Annotated in this window: 8 protein-coding genes; 5 read left to right on the top strand and 3 right to left on the bottom strand. The window is 37.8% G+C overall.

Features of this window, described 5'->3' with window-relative positions:
• Window position 1: 1 nt before the first annotated feature.
• Window positions 2-1,780, bottom strand: a complete 1,779-nt coding sequence (gene argS, locus B0I10_RS12795; protein WP_112086906.1) for an arginine--tRNA ligase — start codon at window positions 1,778-1,780, stop codon at window positions 2-4.
• 269 nt (window positions 1,781-2,049) lie between these two features.
• On the opposite strand from argS, the gene B0I10_RS12790 reads away from it, so the two are divergent.
• Window positions 2,050-6,642: a T9SS type B sorting domain-containing protein gene (locus B0I10_RS12790; RefSeq protein WP_112086997.1), complete on the top strand. Its 4,593-nt coding sequence runs from the start codon at window positions 2,050-2,052 to the stop codon at window positions 6,640-6,642.
• 147 nt (window positions 6,643-6,789) lie between these two features.
• Complete coding sequence (locus tag B0I10_RS12785) at window positions 6,790-9,213, top strand: outer membrane beta-barrel family protein (RefSeq protein ID WP_245942996.1); 2,424 nt, start codon at window positions 6,790-6,792, stop codon at window positions 9,211-9,213.
• A 304-nt stretch (window positions 9,214-9,517) separates the two neighbouring features.
• Here the strand turns inward: B0I10_RS12785 and B0I10_RS12780 are convergent, their stop codons facing one another.
• Window positions 9,518-10,528 carry a 3-oxoacyl-ACP synthase III family protein gene (locus tag B0I10_RS12780; protein WP_112086905.1) on the bottom strand — a complete coding sequence of 337 codons (1,011 nt, stop codon included), beginning with the start codon at window positions 10,526-10,528 and terminating at the stop codon, window positions 9,518-9,520.
• 187 nt (window positions 10,529-10,715) lie between these two features.
• On the opposite strand from B0I10_RS12780, the gene B0I10_RS12775 reads away from it, so the two are divergent.
• Complete coding sequence (locus B0I10_RS12775; RefSeq protein ID WP_112086904.1) at window positions 10,716-11,345, top strand: hypothetical protein; 630 nt, start codon at window positions 10,716-10,718, stop codon at window positions 11,343-11,345.
• A 102-nt stretch (window positions 11,346-11,447) separates the two neighbouring features.
• Window positions 11,448-13,850: an alpha/beta hydrolase family protein gene (locus B0I10_RS12770; protein ID WP_112086903.1), complete on the top strand. Its 2,403-nt coding sequence runs from the start codon at window positions 11,448-11,450 to the stop codon at window positions 13,848-13,850.
• Between the two features lie 226 nt (window positions 13,851-14,076).
• Here B0I10_RS12770 and B0I10_RS12765 read toward each other — a convergent pair whose 3' ends face one another.
• Entirely contained in the window at window positions 14,077-15,009 is a 933-nt protein-coding gene (locus B0I10_RS12765; protein WP_112086902.1) for an ABC transporter ATP-binding protein, read from the bottom strand.
• Window positions 15,010-15,563: 554 nt separating this feature from the next.
• Between B0I10_RS12765 and B0I10_RS12760 the strand changes: the two genes are divergently transcribed.
• On the top strand, window positions 15,564-20,350 hold a 4,787-nt coding region (locus B0I10_RS12760), incomplete at its 3' end, for a putative metal-binding motif-containing protein (RefSeq protein WP_181456952.1).

The following is a 20,350-nucleotide window of genomic DNA, read 5'->3' as shown; positions in this document are numbered from 1 at the left end:
TTTACATGCGTTCGGGCACTTCAATTCCGAGTAAAGAAAAGGCCGACTTAATCGTTTCGCCTACTTTTTTAGACAATTGCACTCTGAATTTTTTCAGGTTTTCATTGGTTTCCGGTAAAATGGGCACGGCTTGGTAGAATGAATTATATTCTTTTACCAATTCATACGTATAATTCGCTACTAAAGCCGGACTATAAGCTTGCGCTGCATTTTGAATGAGTTCCGGATATGATTCCAACACTTTGATCAGTTCTTTTTCTTTTGGATGTAAAGCAATTTCGTTTACTTCGGCAGAAAAATCGAAATTAGCTTTTCGCAAAATCGATTGAATTCGAGCATACGTATACTGAATAAACGGACCGGTGTTTCCTGCGAAATCAACTGATTCTTCCGGGTTGAAAAGCATTGATTTTTTAGGATCCACTTTCAACATAAAATATTTTAAAGCACCTAATCCGATAATCTTGTATAAACGTTGTTTTTCTTCTTCCGAATAACCGTCTAATTTTCCTAGTTCTTGTGAAATTTTAGCAGCGGTTTCGGTCATTTCCACCATTAAATCATCGGCATCTACGACAGTTCCTTCTCGGGATTTCATTTTTCCGGACGGTAATTCCACCATTCCATAGGACAAATGATAGAGGTTTTCTGCCCAATCGAAACCCAATTTTTTCAGGATAAGAAAGAGCACTTTAAAGTGATAATCTTGCTCATTTCCAACGGTGTACACCATTCCGCCCACATCCGGAAAATCTTTGACCCGTTGAATGGCGGTACCGATATCTTGCGTCATATACACGGCTGTTCCGTCTGAACGAAGCACGATTTTTCGGTCTAAACCGTCTTCGGTTAAATCGATCCAAACCGAACCGTCAGAGTCTTTTTCAAAAATTCCTTTTTCCAAACCCAATTGAACGACTTCTTTTCCTAATAAATAGGTATTTGATTCGTAGTAATAACTATCAAAATCGACTCCTAAGCTTTTGTAGGTTTCATTAAAACCGGCATACACCCAATGGTTCATGGTTTTCCAAAGTTCGATGACTTCGGGTTTACCGGCTTCCCAATCGAGGAGCATTTGTTGGGCTTCGAGGATGATTGGTGCATTTTTCTTAGCTTCTTCTTCCGATTGCCCTTTGGTTATTAACTCGTTGATTTCTACTTTATATTGTTTATCAAAAGCTACGTAATAATTCCCAACCAACTTATCCCCTTTTAAACCGGTTGATTCAGGCGTTTCTCCGTTTCCGAATTTTTGCCAAGCCAACATTGATTTACAAATATGAATTCCGCGATCGTTAATGATTTGAGTTTTATATACTTTTTTACCGGACGCTTTGATGATTTCGGCTACTGAAAATCCTAATAAATTATTTCGGATGTGTCCTAAATGTAAAGGTTTGTTGGTGTTTGGCGATGAATATTCCACCATCACAGCCTTTTCCTCATTATTTAGTGGAACAAATCCGAAAGCCGCCTCATTTTTTATTGATGAAAAGAACTTGATGTAATAGTCATCGGAAATCACAATATTTAAAAAACCGGAAACCACGTTGAATTTTTCTACAATGGCTACATTTTCAACTAAATAGGTTCCAATTTTATTTCCAATTTCTATTGGGTTTCCTTTGATCAATTTTACTAGCGGAAAAATAACCACGGTGATGTCTCCTTCAAAATCCCTGCGGGTTGCTTGAAATTCTATCTTTTCGACAGTTATTTCAAACACATTTAAAACAGCCTGTTTGATGGGCTCGTTAAGGATTTTTGCAACGTTCATGATTGTCTATTTTAAGGGTGCAAAGATATATAAAAGTAAAAACAAGACAACTTAAAAGCATTTCAAACTTTGGAAAATATCCATTTATGTAATGATTTGATACTAAACGGGATTACACAATAAAATTCAGCATACAATATCGTAAGAATTATCATTGATAATTTACAAATGTGTGCATTTTATCGATTTTATTTGCTTTTAATCGATATATATCTTTTTATTTGCAGTGTCAAAATTCAATTAATTCTTGTTCACCCAAATTTAACAACATGAAAACGAAATTACTTTATTTACTGTTGCTAATTCCATTAGTGGGATTTTCTCAGGCCATTACAGTAAACACAACAACTTACACGGTTCCGGAATTAGTAACGAACGTACTTGTGAACTCACCTTGTTTATCGGTAACCAATGTGAATTGGCGAACGGGAACCAACTTTGGGTCATCCAACGGTATTGGCTATTTTGAAAACACGAATCCTAATTTTCCGATGCAAAGTGGGGTTATTTTGAGTACCGGTAATGTTGCTAATGCACCCGGACCAAATAATTCTATGTTGAATGATGGATTAAACACTTGGCCAGGTGATGATGATTTGGAATCGATATTAGCGAATGCAGGTATTTCTATGACTTCAATTAATGCCACTGTTTTAGAGTTCAACTTCACGGCTTTATCGCCGCATTTTGACTTTGACTTTTTATTTGCTTCTGAAGAATATGGAAATTTTCAATGTCAGTTTTCTGATGCCTTTGCATTTTTATTGACCAATCTAACTACCGGAGTAACCACAAATTTAGCAGTTGTTCCCGGAACGACAACTCCGATATCCGTTGTTACGGTAAGAGACTTTTTGTATAATTCATCTTGTCCGTCTGCAAATTCCACTTACTTTGGTTCATTTAACGGCGGGGCAAATGCAAGTTTATCGCCTACTAATTTTAATGGGCAAACGGTTGTGATGAATGCCTCGGCAATTTTAACACCAAACACGCCCTATAAGATTAAATTAGTTGTTGCAGACAGAATTGACCCGCAATCCGACTCTGCCATCTTTTTGTCGGCGAATAGTTTTAATATTGGCCAAAATGTTTTGGGAACTGATTTAACTGTAGCTACGAATACCGCACGCTGTAATGGAGAATCACACGTGATAAGCAGTGGTTTAAATCCAAGTGAATTTACTTTTGTTTGGAAAAGAAATGGGGTTATTTTACCAACTGAAACCGGTGCAAATTTAACTGTAACTCAATCCGGCACCTACGAGCTTACCTATTCAAATATGGCATTTCCGTGTCAAACCGTAACAGATTCTGTTCTTATTGAATTTAATGGTGTTTTTAGCACTCCTAATCCAAGAGATATTTTGAAATGTGATACGGGTGCTTCCTCCTATCCATTTAATTTAGCTATCAATACGCCTATTGTTACTGCCGGATTAAATGCAAATACCGTAGTTTCTTATCATTCTACAGAGGCACAAGCTAATTCGAATACAAATCCTTTGGCTAATGTAATTAACAGTGCCGGTAATCAAACTATCTACGTAAGAATTAAAAAGCACGATAGCGATTGTTATGTGGTAAAGTCATTTCAGCTTTTAGTTACTGATCCGCCGATTGCAAATCAAATTGATGATATTATATCCTGTGAACATTTAACATTAGAAGACAGAGCATGGTTTGGTTTTGGAGCACCGGTAACCTCAGCGGTTTTAGGTGGTCAAAATCCGTCTAATTTTAATGTCTCTTACCATCGAACATTAGATCAGGCTACGAATAACACTAATGCTATTTCTAACTTACAATTATTCACTGTTAGTACAACCATTTATGTTCGCGTTCAAAACGCAACGGATACCAACTGTTTTTCTATTGCTCCTATCAATCTTGTAGTTCAACAATTGCCTCTTGTTGATAGCTTTGAAGATGTTATTGTTTGTGTTAGTTATACATTGGAGGAAATTACCAATGGAGAATATTATACCGGTCCGAATGGAACCGGCGAACAAAAATTTGCCGGTGATGTTATTACGGAGACCCAACGTATCTATATTTACAATACATTACCAACCACCCCGTCATGTCCAAATCAGAGTAGTTTTTTAGTGACTATTATTGACCCCGATGATATTTCGATCAGTGGAGGGCAATATTGCAGTAGTTATACATTGCCTGCACTTACTTTTGGGCAGTATTTTAGCGAAGCAAATGGAAGTGGAACTGAACTGTTTCCGGGCATGTCGATCACCACTACTCAAACAGTACATTTATATTATTTGTCACCTGAGCCACCATTTTGTGCAATCGACATGGGGTTTGACATTGAAATTATTCCTGCTCCTGAAGTTCAGTCTTTACCAACCGTTTTTGATTGCACGTCTTACATACTTCCTGCTTTAACAATTGGAGAGTATTTTGATGCAGCCAATGGCATGGGTAATGTGATAGATCCCGGGACAGCTATTACCGAAACACAAACAATTTATATTTATGCTGAAAATGGAATTTGTACTAATCAATCCAGTTTTACAGTGTATATTGGTTTAGAAGCACCTGCCTCAACAACGGAGTGTGTTAATTTTACACTTCCATCTTTATCCATTGGTGGCTATTTTACTGAACCAAACGGAGGTGGACAGCAAATTCCTGCAGGAACAGTAATTAATTCAACGCAAACGATTTATGTTTATGCTCAAAGTCAATCTTCACCAAATTGTACAGATAATTTAAACTTTACGATTACCATATCTTTACCGGTCATTGCGACTCCGAATGTCACTTCTGCTTGTGAAGTCTATACTTTACCTTCCATTCCTTTAGGTAATTATTTCACCGGTGCGAATGGTACAGGAAATCAGCTCTTCCCAGGGACAGAATTAACAGCATCGCAAACCGTTTACATCTATCTTAACGATGGTCAAGGCTGTCAGAATTCTGTCAGTTTTGAAGTAACGGTCTTATCACCTCCACAAATTGATTCAAGGTCAGATATTGATGGATGTAATAATTATGTGCTTACCAACTTGGAATTAGGTAATTATTTTACCGGACCAAATGGAACAGGAACAATGTTAGAAGGTGGCACTGTAATTACGACTTCTCAACAAATTTATATTTATGCGGAAGAAAATGGCTGTTCTGCTGAGACAAGTTTCCAAATTAATGTTTTCGAAATTCAAGCAGATTCATTGTCAGATGTACAAGTATGTGATAGTTATACTCTTCCATCCTTAACTGCCGGTAATTTATATTACACAGCAATTGATGGTCCAAATGGATTTGGAACACTTTTGGCACCTGGATCAGCAATTACTACAACTCAAACTATTTACATTTATAAAGAGAATCAAATTCGTCCGGCCTTTTCATGTATTGATCAAACTTCCTTTACTGTTACAGTTTATGAAACACCGGATGTATTGCCAATTCCAAATAGTAACGTTTGTAATTCTTATATTTTACCAACCCTTACCGTTGGAAATTATTTCACTGAACCGAATGGAGGCGGAACACAACTTGCTGCCGGTACAGCATTAACTGAAACACAAACTTTGTATGTTTATGCCGAAACAGGTACAACTCCAAATTGTTTTGACCAAGAAAGTTTCACGGTTACCATTTTTAATGTGGATGAACGAGATGATGTAACTATCTGTTCGAACTATGTTTTACCAACCTTAACTATTGGAAGATATTACAATGGTCCGAACGGAACAGGTGGACAAATTGCTTTTGGAAGTACATTAACCACTTCTCAAACAGTCTACATTTATGCTCAATCCGGATTTTCTCCTGCTTGTTCTGATGAAACTTCTTTTGAAGTAACCATTATTCCCACTCCGGTTGCCAATTCGGTTCCGGCTGTCAACAGAACCGTTTGTGATGAAGATGGAACCAATGATGGCGTTACCAGTTTTGTCCTTACTAACTTAAACAGTATCGTTTTAGGAGCTCAAACCGGTACAGCATTTACCGTTGCTTATTACGCAACCTTAGCTGATGCAACGGCAGGCACTAATCCAATCACCGATACAACCTTACAAAACGTTTATGTACGCGTAAACAACACACTTGCTCCCGACTGTTTTGCCTTACTTCCTATCTCAATTATTGTCCATAAAATTCCGGAACCAACACCGATAGGAGGAATTGTTTGTGTGGAAAGTGAAACCGGAAATTTATTAAATCCTTTTACTATTGTGAGTGGCTTATCTTCCTCAACCCACACGTTCGAATGGTATTTGGATACTACTTTGATTGCAGGTGCAACAGGAAGTACGCTTCAAGTTGCTGCACCGGGCATTTATAGTGTGATTGCTACCAGTAACGCTACCGGCTGTTCGTCTGAACCAACGGAAGTAGAAGTCTTGGCGTCAGAACCTGCTGCCATTGATTTTACGGTTAGTATGGCGTTTAGCTCTACCAATTCAATCACAATTAACGCAATAGGTGTTGGTGGAAATTATGAATATTCATTAGATGGCGGTCCGTTTCAAGATAGCCCAACCTTTGATAATGTTTCTTCCGGAACTCACCTGGTTACTGTACGTGATAAAAATGGCTGTGGCAGCGTATCTGATGAAGTATTAGTTATAAACTATCCTAAATTCTTCACCCCAAATGGCGATGGCTTTAATGACACATGGAACATTACTGATTTAGATTCACAATTAAATGCTGTCATCTTTATTTATGACCGTTACGGAAAATTACTTTCGCAAATCTACCCTTCTAAGAATGGTTGGGATGGATTTTATAATGGCGCTGCAATGCCTTCAACTGATTACTGGTTTACGGTAACTTATGAAGAAAATAATCAAACCAAAGAGTTTAAATCTCACTTTTCATTAAAGAGATAGTTTTATATTGTTTTGTTGTTTAGAGAACCAGACCTTCCACGTGAAGGTCTTTTTTTTTGTTAAAAACTGTAACAAAAATTACTGTTTACAGTCTACTATCTATAGCTGATAAACGTTTGTTAAATTTCAACAAGGTTAGTCCTTTGTATGAAAGAAAATCAAACGCTTGTCGTGACATCATCAATCAAAAAATCAATCAACATGAAAATCAAAGCTACTCTACTGTTGCTTTTGTCGTCTATTGCTATGTCTTTTGCACAATCGGCAACCGTTAGTGGAAAAATTTTAGACAAATCCAACAACTCCTCTATTCCCTATGCTACTATTGTCATTAAACTGGGAGACAAAATTATAACAGGAGGAATTACCGATGAAAAAGGCGAGTTTACCCTTGATAAAATTGCCTTGGGAACTTATGATTTGGAAGTACAATTTATTGGCTACAAATCGCACTCTTCTCAAATAAGTGTGCATTCCAAAAATTTAAATGCAGGAACAATTTATTTATCAGAAGATGCCCTGTCGTTGGCAGAAGTAGAAGTTGTGGGCGAACGCACAACCATTGAACAAAAAATAGATAGAAAAGTAGTGAATGTGGGGCCCGACTTAATTAATTCAGGGCCAACGGCCTCCGATATTTTGAATAACATCCCATCGGTGAGTGTTGATACTCAAAATAATTCGGTTACGTTGCGTGGAAATCCGAACGTACAGATTTTTATCGACGGTAAACCTTCGCAAATGTCGGCTTCGCAAGCATTGCAACAGATTCCTTCTACTTCGATAAAACAAGTTGAATTGATTACCAATCCCTCGGCCAAGTATAATCCGGAGGGAATGAGTGGTATCATCAATATCATTCTTAAGAAAAATTCAAATTTAGGTTTTAATGGTAGTGTTAATGCCGGAACAAATTTTGGTATAACGCCAAAAGGAAACACTTCTTTGGATTTGAATTACCGCGTCAATAAATTTAATTTTTACTCTACCTACTCTATCAACAACGGCAAATGGAACAATCGCGGTTTTGTTGATACCGAAGATGAATTACGTCCAAATAATTCCAATCGAGCGAATTTTGTGATTGATAATTTTAATCAAAATCATTTTTTAAAAGCCGGCGTTGATTTTTATATGAATGAAAAAAGCACACTCTCCTTCTTTACCAATCAAAATTTCAACACTACTCGTGGCGAATTTTTTAATGAAGTCATTTACAAAAACGGTATCAATCCAAACGTTATTCAACTTAATAAAAGCAAAAATGTTGGTCAAAACCAAGTCTATAATTTAGGTTATCGTCACGAATTTGACAAAGCTGATAAAAAATTGGATATTGAAATCAATTACAACCGAAATGACAGACCGGAAGACAGTGTATTTTTAGATGGAAATAACAATTTATTGCAATCCAATCTCATTGAAACGATCGGGGAAAATGTAATTATGAACGTAGATTTTGTGAATCCTTTAGACGAAAAAACAAAATTAGAGCTAGGTTTAGAAAGCAGATTTGATGGAACCGACAACACGTTTGATCTTGATAACACTTATTTTTCAGACTTTGATTATAAGCGAACTATTCAAAGTGCCTATGCTAATTACGGCAAGCAGTTTGAAAAATGGAGTTATCAGCTAGGTGCTCGTTTAGAAAATTTTCAGGTAGAGGCTAATTTCAGAAGAATAGATTCTGAACCCGGACAATTCAAAGATGCTATTTTCACGGTCTATCCTTCTGCTTTTGTGTCGTATGTGGCCACTGAAAAAGACAACTTTAATTTTAGTTATTCCCGACGTGTTGATCGTCCGAGTTTAGGACAAGTTAACCCGATAAGAGATTGGAGCAGTCCAACCATTGATCAAGAAGGCAACCCAAATTTGAATCCGCAGTTTACCAATTCATTTGAAGTAAACTATACCCGCACAACCAAAATTGGAGCCATCACATCCGGTGTATTTTTCAGGTACATTAACGATCCGATTAGTCAGGTTTTCATCCAAAGTCCGTATGACGAGAACAAAAAACTAATGACCTATGGCAACTTTGAAAGCACCACGGAGTACGGAATTGAAACATCCGGTAACTTGAATTTTAAAAAATGGTGGAGCGTTAATTTTGGTGCTGATGTTTATTTTAGAAATGCCAACGGAGTAGTTGAAAATGCGGAAGGTGATTTAACGGAAAAATCGGTTTTAGCGGTTCCTTTTAATGCTCGAATGAATCACAATTTAACGCTTTCAAAGAAACTAAAACTAACATGGTTTACTTTGTACAGAGCTGGTGTTGATGATATTCAATTTAGCAATAAAGAAATGTGGCGAACCGATTTAGGCGTCCGTTATTCTATTTTAAAAGACCAAGGTTCGATTAGTGTGCGGGTAAATGATATTTTTAATACGATGCGAGCTCGTTTTTATGGTGAAATTCCTGAAGTAACCTTTGGACAATTCCGTTGGGAAAGCAGAATGGTCAACGTGAACTTTAATTATCGTTTCGGGTCCGGAAAAAACAGAGCGTTGCAACGCAAACAACGTGACCAAAACGAAACCCAAGGGGGTGGATTATTTTAAAAATTGGTTTTTATATATTGCTTTAGTTAATCAGCAAGCCAGGAGTAGTACTACTTCTGGTTTTGTGTTTTTAGTAGCATGGCATCAACGGATTGCATTTGATTTTTAAATAAGGATTGATTGCACCCACCCTACCCCAGCTTGCAACGGAAAGCATTTTGGGCAAAAAAGTTTAGCCTTCTTAAAGCAAAAAAGCGACCAACGGAAGCTCTTTTTGGTTTTTTAGCATGCTGCTTTTTTGCCCAAAATCTTGTAGTGAACCGTGCCTACCGGCAGGCAGGAAGCTGGAAAAAGGTTCAAAAAATTACCAACGGATAATCACACTTCCCCACGTGAAACCACTACCAAAGGCAGCCAACACGACTAAATCACCTGATTTAATTTTACCTTGCTCCCACGCTTCGGTGAGGGCGATTGGAATGGAAGCGGCGGTAGTGTTTCCGTATTTTTGAATGTTATTGTACACTTGTTCATCTGCTAATTTGAATTTTTGCTGAATGAATTGCGAAATACGCAAATTGGCTTGGTGTGGAATCAACATATTGATGTCAGAAACGGAAAGGTTATTGGCTTGCAACCCTTCGTTAATTACCTCGCTAAAGCGAACTACGGCGTTTTTAAACACAAATTGTCCGTTCATGTAAGGAAAGAAACTTTCGTCGTTTGGGTCGTTGTCTTTAAGGATATCGGTTACCCATCGTTTGCCCATTCCGGGTGCGATAACGGCTAATTCTTCGGCATGTTGTCCTTCGGAGTGAAGGTGCGTGGAGAGAATTCCCTTGGTTGTATCCTCTTCTCTTGAAATTACGGCAGCTCCGGCACCATCGCCAAAAATCACCGATACGCCACGACCACGCGTAGTCATGTCTAAACCGTATGAATGCAGCTCGGAACCGATGATTAAAATGTTTTTATACATACCGGTCTTAATGTATTGATCGGCAATGGAAAGAGCATACACAAAACCGGAACATTGGTTTCTGATATCTAATGCACCAACGGTTCGCAGTCCTAATTCTTTTTGAACCAAGACACCGGGACCAGGAAAATAATAATCGGGACTTAAGGTGGCGAAAACAACAAAATCGATGTCATCATTGGATAATCCCGAACGTTCGATGGCAATTTTGGCGGCTTTGACCCCCATGGTGGTGGTGGTATTTCCGTCCCCTTTTTGCACATGTCGTCGTTCTTTTATCCCGGTTCGCTCCTGAATCCATTCGTCATTGGTTTCGATAAGTTTGGACAAATCGTCATTAGTCACCACATTTTCAGGAACATAAAATCCTAATCCGGCTATTTTTGAATGATACATAGTCTGCTGTTTTAATAAATTTAGTCTAACAAATTTAGCAATCTTTTAAAAACAGCCACTATTGTTAACGTTTTTTTTGTGAATTGCTAAAAACTATGTGTTCAAAGTTGGCATTGTTGTTGCTGTCTACTTTTAAAATTAGCTTTTTGTTAAGACACTTTTTTGATTAAAATAGTATATTTGAAGTATGAAAAACATTTTTTCCATTCTCCTCACCTTTTGCTTTTCCCTGGTTGGAATGGCACAATTTGACACGGGTGGAAAATCGATTACCCCTAGTGGAAATTTTGGCATTACTCCCAGCACTTCGGGCACTTCCATCATTACTCCTAAAGCGAAAGAAGAAAAAAAATCGGATTCGTATTATGCCCCATTTCGAAAAGAGAAAGAGATTGATTTGACCAAAAATTACGGATTTAGTAAACCGGAACACAAACTTCAACCCAATTTGAATGGTGAAAGTGAAATGATGGAAGAATTTAAACGCGGTAAAAATTACGGCAGTTTTATTAGTAAATCAAAGTTTATTAAAGTTTTATGTCGGGATCATCAGGCCATCGATGGTGATCGGGTGAGCATCATTTTGAACGGTAAAGTGGTAGAATCCAATATTTTTCTCGACGCTGAATTTTCCGTTTTTTATATTGAATTAGCTGCCGGATTTAATAATTTAGAATTTGTTGCACTCAATCAAGGTGCTTCGGGTCCGAACACGGCACAATTTGCAGTTTTGGATGAATTCGATGCTACCATCATGTCAAACATTTGGAATTTAGCTACAGGGGCTAAAGCGACAATGAGTATTTTTAGAGAATAATACACGACCACTCTTTCTCCTTTATTTATTTTAACAGATTTTTTAGAAGTTTGATTTTTATTAGTCTTATTTTAGAGGCTCAATAAAACAATCATCGACTTTATGAAAATCAACTTCTTATTACTTTTATGTATGGGCTATTTTGCTTCGGCCCAAGAAAACTTATCCTTTCAAAAGCCACCCAAAGAAATTTTGGAATTGGCTGATTATGAAAGAGCTCCATCGGTGAACATGGACAGCAAAAAAGAATATATGCTGTTATCCTACCGCAGTACTTACAAAACATTAGACGATTTAAATCAAGAAGAAATGCGTTTGGGCGGACTTCGGATTAATCCGGTGACTAACATTTCGAGCACAGTTACTTACATTACAAATCTTAAAGTTAGAAAAGTTGCTGATAAAAATGAAGTGCAAGTAAAAGGACTACCGGAAAATCCTAGGATTAGCAATTTAGGCATGTCGCCTAACGAGAAGAAACTTTCTTTTTCACACACCACAAACACCGGTGTAGAACTTTGGGTTTTGGATATAGCATCAGCTCAAGCCACCAAATTAACTGATGCTACGGTGAATGCCAACATGGGGAATCCGTTTAGTTGGTTTGCCGATAATGAAACCATTTTGGTTAGAATGTTGGTTAAAAACCGTCCGGCTTTAATCGATTTAAAGAAAGATTTGCCAACAGGACCAATCGTATCAACAGGAGACGGAAGTGTTTCGCAAAACAGAACCTATCAAGACTTATTGAAAAATCCTTTGGACGAACAAAATTTTGAAACGTTAGTTACATCAGAATTATACAAAGTTACGTTAGACGGAAAAGCAGTATTGTTTAAAAATGCGGATATGTATGCCGGTGAGAGTATTTCTCCGGATGGTAATTATGTGATGATTACCACTATTCAAAAACCGTTTTCCTATATAGTCCCGTTGAGTCGTTTTCCGCAGCAATCAGTGGTGTATGACAAATCCGGCAAAGCGGTAAAAGTGGTGAACGAAGTCCCGTTGACGGAAATCATGTCCAAAGGTTTTTCTTCGGTTAGAAAAGGAAAACGAAGCATGGGGTGGCGATCAGACAAACCTGCTACCCTATCCTTTGTAGAAGCGTTGGATGAAGGCGATCAAGCTAACAAAGTTGACTTTAGAGATGAAGTATTTTTATGGGATGCTCCTTTTACGTCCAACCCAACTTCTTTGGTAAAAACGCAACAACGTTATGCCGGAATGATTTGGGGCAATGACAACACGGCCATTGTGATGGATCAATGGTATGACACCCGGAACATGAAGACCTATTTGATTAATCCTGCTAATCCTGCTCAAGCACCCAAAGTGATTTCGGATAGAAACTACCAAGATATTTACTCCGATCCGGGGAATTTTGAAACCAAGAAAAATGAGTACGGGAGAATGGTTCTGACCTTGGATAACGACAAGGCCTATTTAATTGGTGATGGATTTACGAAAGAAGGACAATTTCCTTTTATTGATGAATTTAATTTAGCAACATCAAAAACCAAACGTTTATATCAATCGACTTACAAAGACAAAAAAGAAGATATCATGTCGGTAGAAGATGTGAAAAAAGGGGAAGCTTTAGTAATGATTCAATCGAAAAATGAATATCCGAATTATTACTACAGAAATTTTAAATCCAAAGGAAAATTAACCCAATTAACGAACTTTAAAAATCCATTTGAAAGCATCAAAAACGTGCACAAAGAAGTGATTAAATACAAACGAAAAGACGGGGTAGAATTATCGGGAACATTGTACCTTCCTGTTGGTTATGATAAAACGAAGAAAGAGAAAAAGCCGCTTTTGATTTGGGCTTATCCTGCTGAATATAAAGATAAAAACTCCGCCGGTCAAAGTGACAAAAACCCGAATGATTTTACGTTTCCCTACTACGGTTCGTTTGTCTATTGGGTAACGAGAGGCTATGTGGTGTTGGATGATGCATCGTTCCCTATCATTGGCGAAGGAACAACGGAACCAAACGACACTTTTATTGAACAATTGGTTGCTAATGCTGAAGCTGCTATTGATGCGGTGGATCAATTAGGTTATATTGATCGAACCAAAGTGGGTGTTGGCGGACATTCGTATGGTGCGTTTATGACGGCCAATTTGTTGACGCATTCTAATTTATTTGCTTGTGGAATTGCCCGAAGCGGAGCCTACAACAGAACACTTACACCATTTGGTTTTCAAAGTGAGCAACGCAATTACTGGGATGTTCCGGAGGTTTACAACACGATGTCGCCTTTTATGAATGCTCATAAAATGAAAACTCCTCTGTTATTAACCCATGGAGAAGCTGATAATAATCCGGGTACATTTACCTTGCAAACCGAACGTTATTTTCAAGCATTGAAAAACTTAGGTGCACCGGTACGAATGGTCATTTTACCGAAAGAAAGCCATGGTTATGTTGCCAAAGACAATATTTTGCATTTGTTGTGGGAACAAGATCAGTTTTTAGAGAAATATTTGAAGTAGGTTGGAGATGGAAGAAATGAACATTTATAATGGATTTCCTAGCCCGGATTGCAACGAAAAGCTTTTTTTGAAAAAACAAATTAGTTTTGTTGGATTGGCAAAGCGACCTTGGGAGCTATTGCCGAGCCTTACAAAACTTTTGTTTTGAAAAAAAACTTGTAGTGAAAAGCCGGAACAGCTTCTGAAAAAAAATAATAACAACCCTGAAGTTTAAAAATTTCGGGGTTTATTTTTGGGATAAGAACAAAATTGATTGTATTTCAATGTACTTTTCATTTTCAAAGAACAGTGATCCTTCGGGATAATTTACTTCGATTAGGTAATGATTTCCACGAAAATAGACGTTTGAAACGGTGACTTTTAGCATGGAATTTTCAACTATTTTGAGTTGATGCGGGTAGAGCAATATGGCTTTTTCTTGATTAAAATAGCGACCAGGAATTTCGTTGACATCACCAAAAAGTGAGGCTACATATTTTGAAGTTGGGTTGTTATGCAGTTCTTTTGGCGAATTTACGGCAACTATTTTACCGGTTTGCATTACGATTACTTTATCGGCAAAGGAAAGCACATCGGTACTGTCGTGCGTGGCGACTACTGTGGTTATGTCTTTACTTTTTAAGTAAGAAAATAATTTTCTGCGTAAACTGTTTTTTCTAAAATTATCAATGTGGCTAAAGGGTTCATCGAGTAATAATACTTCGGGTTCGCGTGCTAAAACCCTTGCTAATGCTACACGTTGCATTTGTCCACCACTTAAAAATTTTGCTTTGCTGTTTGCAAATTCGGTCATTTCTACGATTTCGAGTAATTCGGCAATACGTTCCTTTTTTTCTTCGGGATAAAAGTTGGAGAGGTACTTGCCCACATTTTCTGCCACGGTTATAAATGGCATCAAATCGAAATCCTGAGCCAAGTATTTCATATAAGGCATTCCGGGAATGAGGTGAAATTTGGGTCCGCGTACTTCCTGATTATTCCAAAAAATATGCCCTTCCTTTGCATCATACAAACCGTAAATTAGTTTTAAAAGGGTGCTTTTTCCGCAACCGCTTTCGCCAATAATGGCAAGATTTTTTCCTTTTTGGAGGGAAAAAGAAAGCGAAGAAATAGTAGTGTTGTCGTGATACGAAAAAGATATGTTTTGAACTTGAAGCATATAATTTAATAAAAAACAAATTTAGGCTAATTTACTGATTTGTGTTTTGATTCGTTTACTTAAACTTAATTGCTTTAGTGAATTATAAAAAATGATGAATCAAAAATTCAAGTATTAAACTATTATCAAAAAATTTTCAGTATTATTATTAAAATCGATAGAAATTAAATGAAATATTGTGGAAAATTATTTTATTTAATTCTCAAAAAGAATTATAAAATTTTTAGATACTCATAATTTTAATGCATTTATGCTATACTATTGACAACTACAACGATGTAATTTTTCTAAAATCTTCTAATTTAGGTCTACGACAACACAACATTACTACAACATTTGTATGTGCAATTGAGTTTACTGCCTCGTTGTGGCGTTCTTTTACCCTTGTTAAACACCGTAGATAAAGCGATTATTGTTTAAAAACCACTTTCATATTTTTATTTTTTTTTGTATAGTATTTGTAGCCTTCTCCAAAAAGCATTTAAGACACAATTGTTCTTATTTTTGAAATCCTACTAAACACAAAACATTTTAACACTATAAATTTAACGTTTATGAAGAAAATTTTATTATTACTTTTCCTGATGACTATTTCGTTGGGACAATCGCAAGGACTTTCGCAAGGTTTTGAGACTGGCGGAATCGGGGGTATATTTGCTAGTTCTGGTTTGCCCACAGTTACACGAGAAGCTGGTACTGGTACAAACACAACCCAAGTACTTAAATTTGTTGGTAATACAGGATCAGCACTTTGGCAAGGTGTAAATATTCCATTAACAACTAATGTGAATTTAACACCTGCAACTACAAGAACTATGACCATTGATGTCTATGCTTCAGGACCACTGTTTTTTTTAGTTAAGGTAAACGGGGGCATTTCTGGTGCTCAAGAAGCCGCAGCAGTAGTTGAGTACACTGGTACTAATACTTGGCAAACATGTAGTTTTACATTCAATTCAGTACGTGATGGCAAGGCACCTGAGGCGAATGGCACCTATACTAATTTTGTTTTACATCCCTATTGGCCTAGTGCAACTGCTACAACTTTTCCTGCAGGTAATGCAACTGCAAGAACGCTTTATGTAGATAATATTGTAGGTCCTCTTGCACTCCCTAGTGCAACAGTTGGTGCCTTTACAATACCGACTAAATCTCAAGGTGATGCTACTTTTACAATAACACCACCTACTTCTAACAATACTAGTCCTTTTACCTATACTAGTAATAACAATTCTGTAGGTACTATTGTGAATGGCAATCAGATACAAGTTGGTTCTCTAGGTTCTGCTACTATCACTGCTGCACAAGTTTCTGATGGAACATTTGCATCTACATCTACAACCGCTAGTTTTAATGTAGTACCTCCTGCTGCACCAATACCACCCGCAAGAAATTCGTTTGATGTGGTTTCGCTATATAGTGACTCATACACTCCAACCGCTGGTGCAACCTGGCAAGCAGGAACAAATGTAATTATAGATGGTAATAACACAAGGCTTTTTAATGGTTTTACCTTAGCTCGATTGGCATTTGCAGCCAGAAGTATATCTGCAATGACAACTTTGCATATTGATGTTTACACTGTCAATCAAAATCAGTTATGGTTTGAAATAAATGGCAACCGAAAAGTTGTTTCTAGTATTCCTTTAAATGGCTGGGTAAGTTTTGATATCCCATTGTCCGATTATGTTGGATTAAATTTGGGTAACGTTAGTTTCTTTGATTTAAACAATCCTACAGGAGCTGCCGCACCTGTTAAAGTAGTTTATTTAGATAACATTTATTTTTATAGACCAGCAACCGATGCACCACCAACCATTGGTGCTTTGACAGTACCAACTCCTCAAACAGTAGGTAACGCTCCTTTTGTTTTAACCAATCCTACCTCTAATAGTTCAGGTGCTTTTACTTATAGTGCTAGTCCTGCAGGAGTTGTCACTATTAGTGGTAATACTGTGACCATAATAGGTGGAGGTACCACAACTATTACTGCAACTCAGGCTGCCGTACCTGGTGTTTTTGGTGCCGGTAGTGTTTCTGCGCCTTTAGTGGTTAATTTTCAAGCACCAACTGTTGCAGCGCCAACACCAACGGTACCTTCTGCCAATGTAATTTCGCATTATAGTAATGCTTATACACCAAATGTGGCAACTAATTTAAATCCGAATTGGGGTCAACAAGGATTTGGTTCTGCCAATGTTTCTAGTTTCACAGTTGCTGGAAATAGTACTTTATTTTATCCAAACTTTAATTATCAAGGCAATGCATTGTCTACTCAAAATTTAACTTCCTACACTTCTATGCACTTAGATATTTGGACACCAAATGTTTCTTTCTTGAGGATATCCCTTATTAGAGCTGCAGGTGGAGGAGAACGACCAGTAACAATTCCTGTTACACCAAATACATGGAATAGTGTAGATATCTTATTGACAGATTGGTCTTCACAAGGTGGGTTTAGTTTAGCAAACATAGCCGAAATTAAATACGAAAATGTAGCTTCGCTTACTGCTCCAAGCTGGACAGCAGGAGGAGTTCTTTATTTGGATAACATTTATTTTAGTAATGTTCCTTTAACCATAAATCCAACTATTTCTGGATTTACAATACCAACTAAAGCGCCAGGGGATGCTACTTTTACAATAACCCCACCTACTTCTAATAGTCCGGGTGCTTGGAGTTATACTAGTAGTGATGATACTATTGGAACTATTGTGAATGGGAATGAAATACAAGTAGGCGTTGCTGGATCTTGTACTATTACTGCAACACAAGCTGCAGCTCCAGGATATAACAGCGGAAGTATTGCTGCCACTTTTAATGTACTTTTAACTCCAACCATAACAGGATTTACAGTACCAGCAAAAGTAACGAGTGATGCTCCTTTTGAATTGACAGCACCAACCTCTGATAGCCCGGGTACGTTTACTTATAGTATTTTACCTGCTGGTATTGCTACTATAAGTGGTTCCACTGTAACTATTTTGGGTCCTGGTACAGCAACTATTACGGCAACTCAAGCGGCAGCTGGTTTGTTTAGCTCTGCTACAACAACTGCACAGTTGGTAGTAAGTTTAGGAACTGCTGCACCAACGCCTCCTACCAGAAATGCTTGGGATGTGGTTTCTTTATATAGCGATTCCTACGCCTCAACAGCAGGTGCAACATGGCAAGCTGGTACGAATGTAGACATTGCCGGAAATAATACAAGATTATTTAACGGTTTTACATTAGCACGTTTGGCTTTTGCTCCTACTAGCATAGCAGCAATGACTACATTGCATATTGATGTTTATACTGTTAATCAAAACCAGTTATGGTTCGAAGTTCAAGGTAATCGAAGAGTGGAATCAAGTATTCCTCTCAATGGCTGGGTTAGCTTTGATATTCCATTAACTGTTTTCACTGGCTTAAATTTAGCAAACATCAGCTTTTTTGATTTAAACAATCCTACGGGGGCTCAGGCACCGGTTAAAGTAGTTTATTTAGATAATATCTATTTCTACAGGCCAGCAACCGATCAGCCACCAACTATAGGTGCGTTAACTTTACCAACACCTCAAGTATTAGGTAATGCTCCTTTTACACTAACGAATCCTACCTCTGATAGCAGTGGTGCTTGGACATACAGTGCAAATCCTACAGGTGTCGTAACTATTAGTGGAAATACTGTAACCATCGTAGGTGGCGGTACAACAACCATTACGGCTACGCAAGCAGCTGTTCCCGGTGTTTTTGGACCTGCAACTACAAGTGCAACTTTAGTTGTTAATTTTCCTGATCCTACTCCTTCGCCGGCACTTCCGGAAAGAGAACCAGGAAGAGTTATTTCTTTATTTACAGGAACTCCGTCAGTATATGCCAATGCACCTAATTATAACCTTGGGCAAGCATTTTGGTCTGAAGGTGGCGGTAGAATTTTGACAACAGTTCCTAATGGAGATAACACTGCTCTACGTATAGATGGTCTTGGTTTTATGGGATTAATCGATATAGGTAATCCTCCACCAGTAAACAGAGAAAGACGTATTAACCTGGTTGAAACTGGAATGTCACACTTAAATATTGATATCTATTTAGACACGCCAAGACCTAATTTGTTTGTAGTTTTACTAGCCCCTGGGGATAGACTTCACAATACAGGTCCGCTTGCAGCAGGTTGGAACAGATTAAGAATTCCTCTGACTGCCTATCCTGGTGCTTTGAATGATATTTACGGGTTAAAAATTGAGCAGAATTATGCTGCACCATTCCGTTTGTTTATTGATAATATCTATTTCAGTAATGATCTATTCACATTCTATGCTGATGCAGATGGTGATGGTTTTGGTGATTTAGCTTCAACTATATTGGCAGAAACCGCACCAGAGGGATATGTAACCAATAGTACCGATTGTGATGACACAAACGAACTTGTTTGGCAAATTGGTGATTTCTACATTGATATTGATGGAGATGGCTATAGTTTCGATGGTGTAGTCTACCCAATTTGCTATGGTGCAACTACCCCTGAATTTTACAACACCACTTCACTAGGAATCGATTGTAATGATTTTGATGCCACGGTATACCGAAATACTGATTTTTATGCAGATGTAGATGGTGATGGCTATTCAGCTACCCCTAGCACAATAGTTACAACAGTGTGTTACGGAGCGGTATTGCCTGAATTCCCTGGTTTAAGTCCTGCAATTAATGCTCAAGTTGACTGCAACGACACCAATCCAGCAATCAATCCCGGAGCAGCAGAAATCTGCTACGATGGTTTAGACAACGATTGTGATGGTATCATCGATAACGGTTGTACGCCGATTGTTTCAGTGGTATTACCAAATCAGTGTGGAGTTACTTTGGAGTTTGTAAATAGTTATGTGTATGCTGCTTTAGTGCCCGGAGCTCAAGGTTACCGATTTAGAGTAACTAATACTGCTACGAATGATGTGCAAACCATCGATCAATTGTTACGAGGTTTCCGTTTTACACAATTGACCAATTATGCCTTTAACACAACCTACTCCGTAGAAGTTTCAGTGCGAATTAACAACGTATGGCAACCGTTCTACGGAACCCCATGTACAGTTTCCACACCGGATACTACTACACAAGTTCAGGCTTCACAGTGTAACACTACGTTGAGTAATTTGAATAATTCAATTATTGCCAATATTGTACCGTTTGCAACCGGGTACCGATTCAGAATCACGAATACGTTGAATCCAATTGACGTACAAACGATTGATCGTCCGATTAGAGATTTCAGAATGAGTTCGTTGTCCAACATCCAGTTCAACACGACGTATAATGTGGAAGTAGCGGTTAGAAATACAGATGGTACGTACTT

Origin of the sequence: Flavobacterium lacus, from assembly GCF_003268815.1 — a bacterium.
Lineage (GTDB): Bacteria > Bacteroidota > Bacteroidia > Flavobacteriales > Flavobacteriaceae > Flavobacterium > Flavobacterium lacus.
The sequence above is the reverse complement of the archived record's forward strand: the minus strand, read 5'-3'. Positions and strand labels throughout refer to the sequence as shown.

Coding starts and splice junctions, on each gene's coding strand:
- argS (WP_112086906.1), bottom strand. CDS start 1,780: ATGAACGTTGCAAAAATCCTTAACGAGCCCATCAAACAGGCTGTTTTA.
- B0I10_RS12790 (WP_112086997.1), top strand. CDS start 2,050: ATGAAAACGAAATTACTTTATTTACTGTTGCTAATTCCATTAGTGGGA.
- B0I10_RS12785 (WP_245942996.1), top strand. CDS start 6,790: ATGAAAGAAAATCAAACGCTTGTCGTGACATCATCAATCAAAAAATCA.
- B0I10_RS12780 (WP_112086905.1), bottom strand. CDS start 10,528: ATGTATCATTCAAAAATAGCCGGATTAGGATTTTATGTTCCTGAAAAT.
- B0I10_RS12775 (WP_112086904.1), top strand. CDS start 10,716: ATGAAAAACATTTTTTCCATTCTCCTCACCTTTTGCTTTTCCCTGGTT.
- B0I10_RS12770 (WP_112086903.1), top strand. CDS start 11,448: ATGAAAATCAACTTCTTATTACTTTTATGTATGGGCTATTTTGCTTCG.
- B0I10_RS12765 (WP_112086902.1), bottom strand. CDS start 15,009: ATGCTTCAAGTTCAAAACATATCTTTTTCGTATCACGACAACACTACT.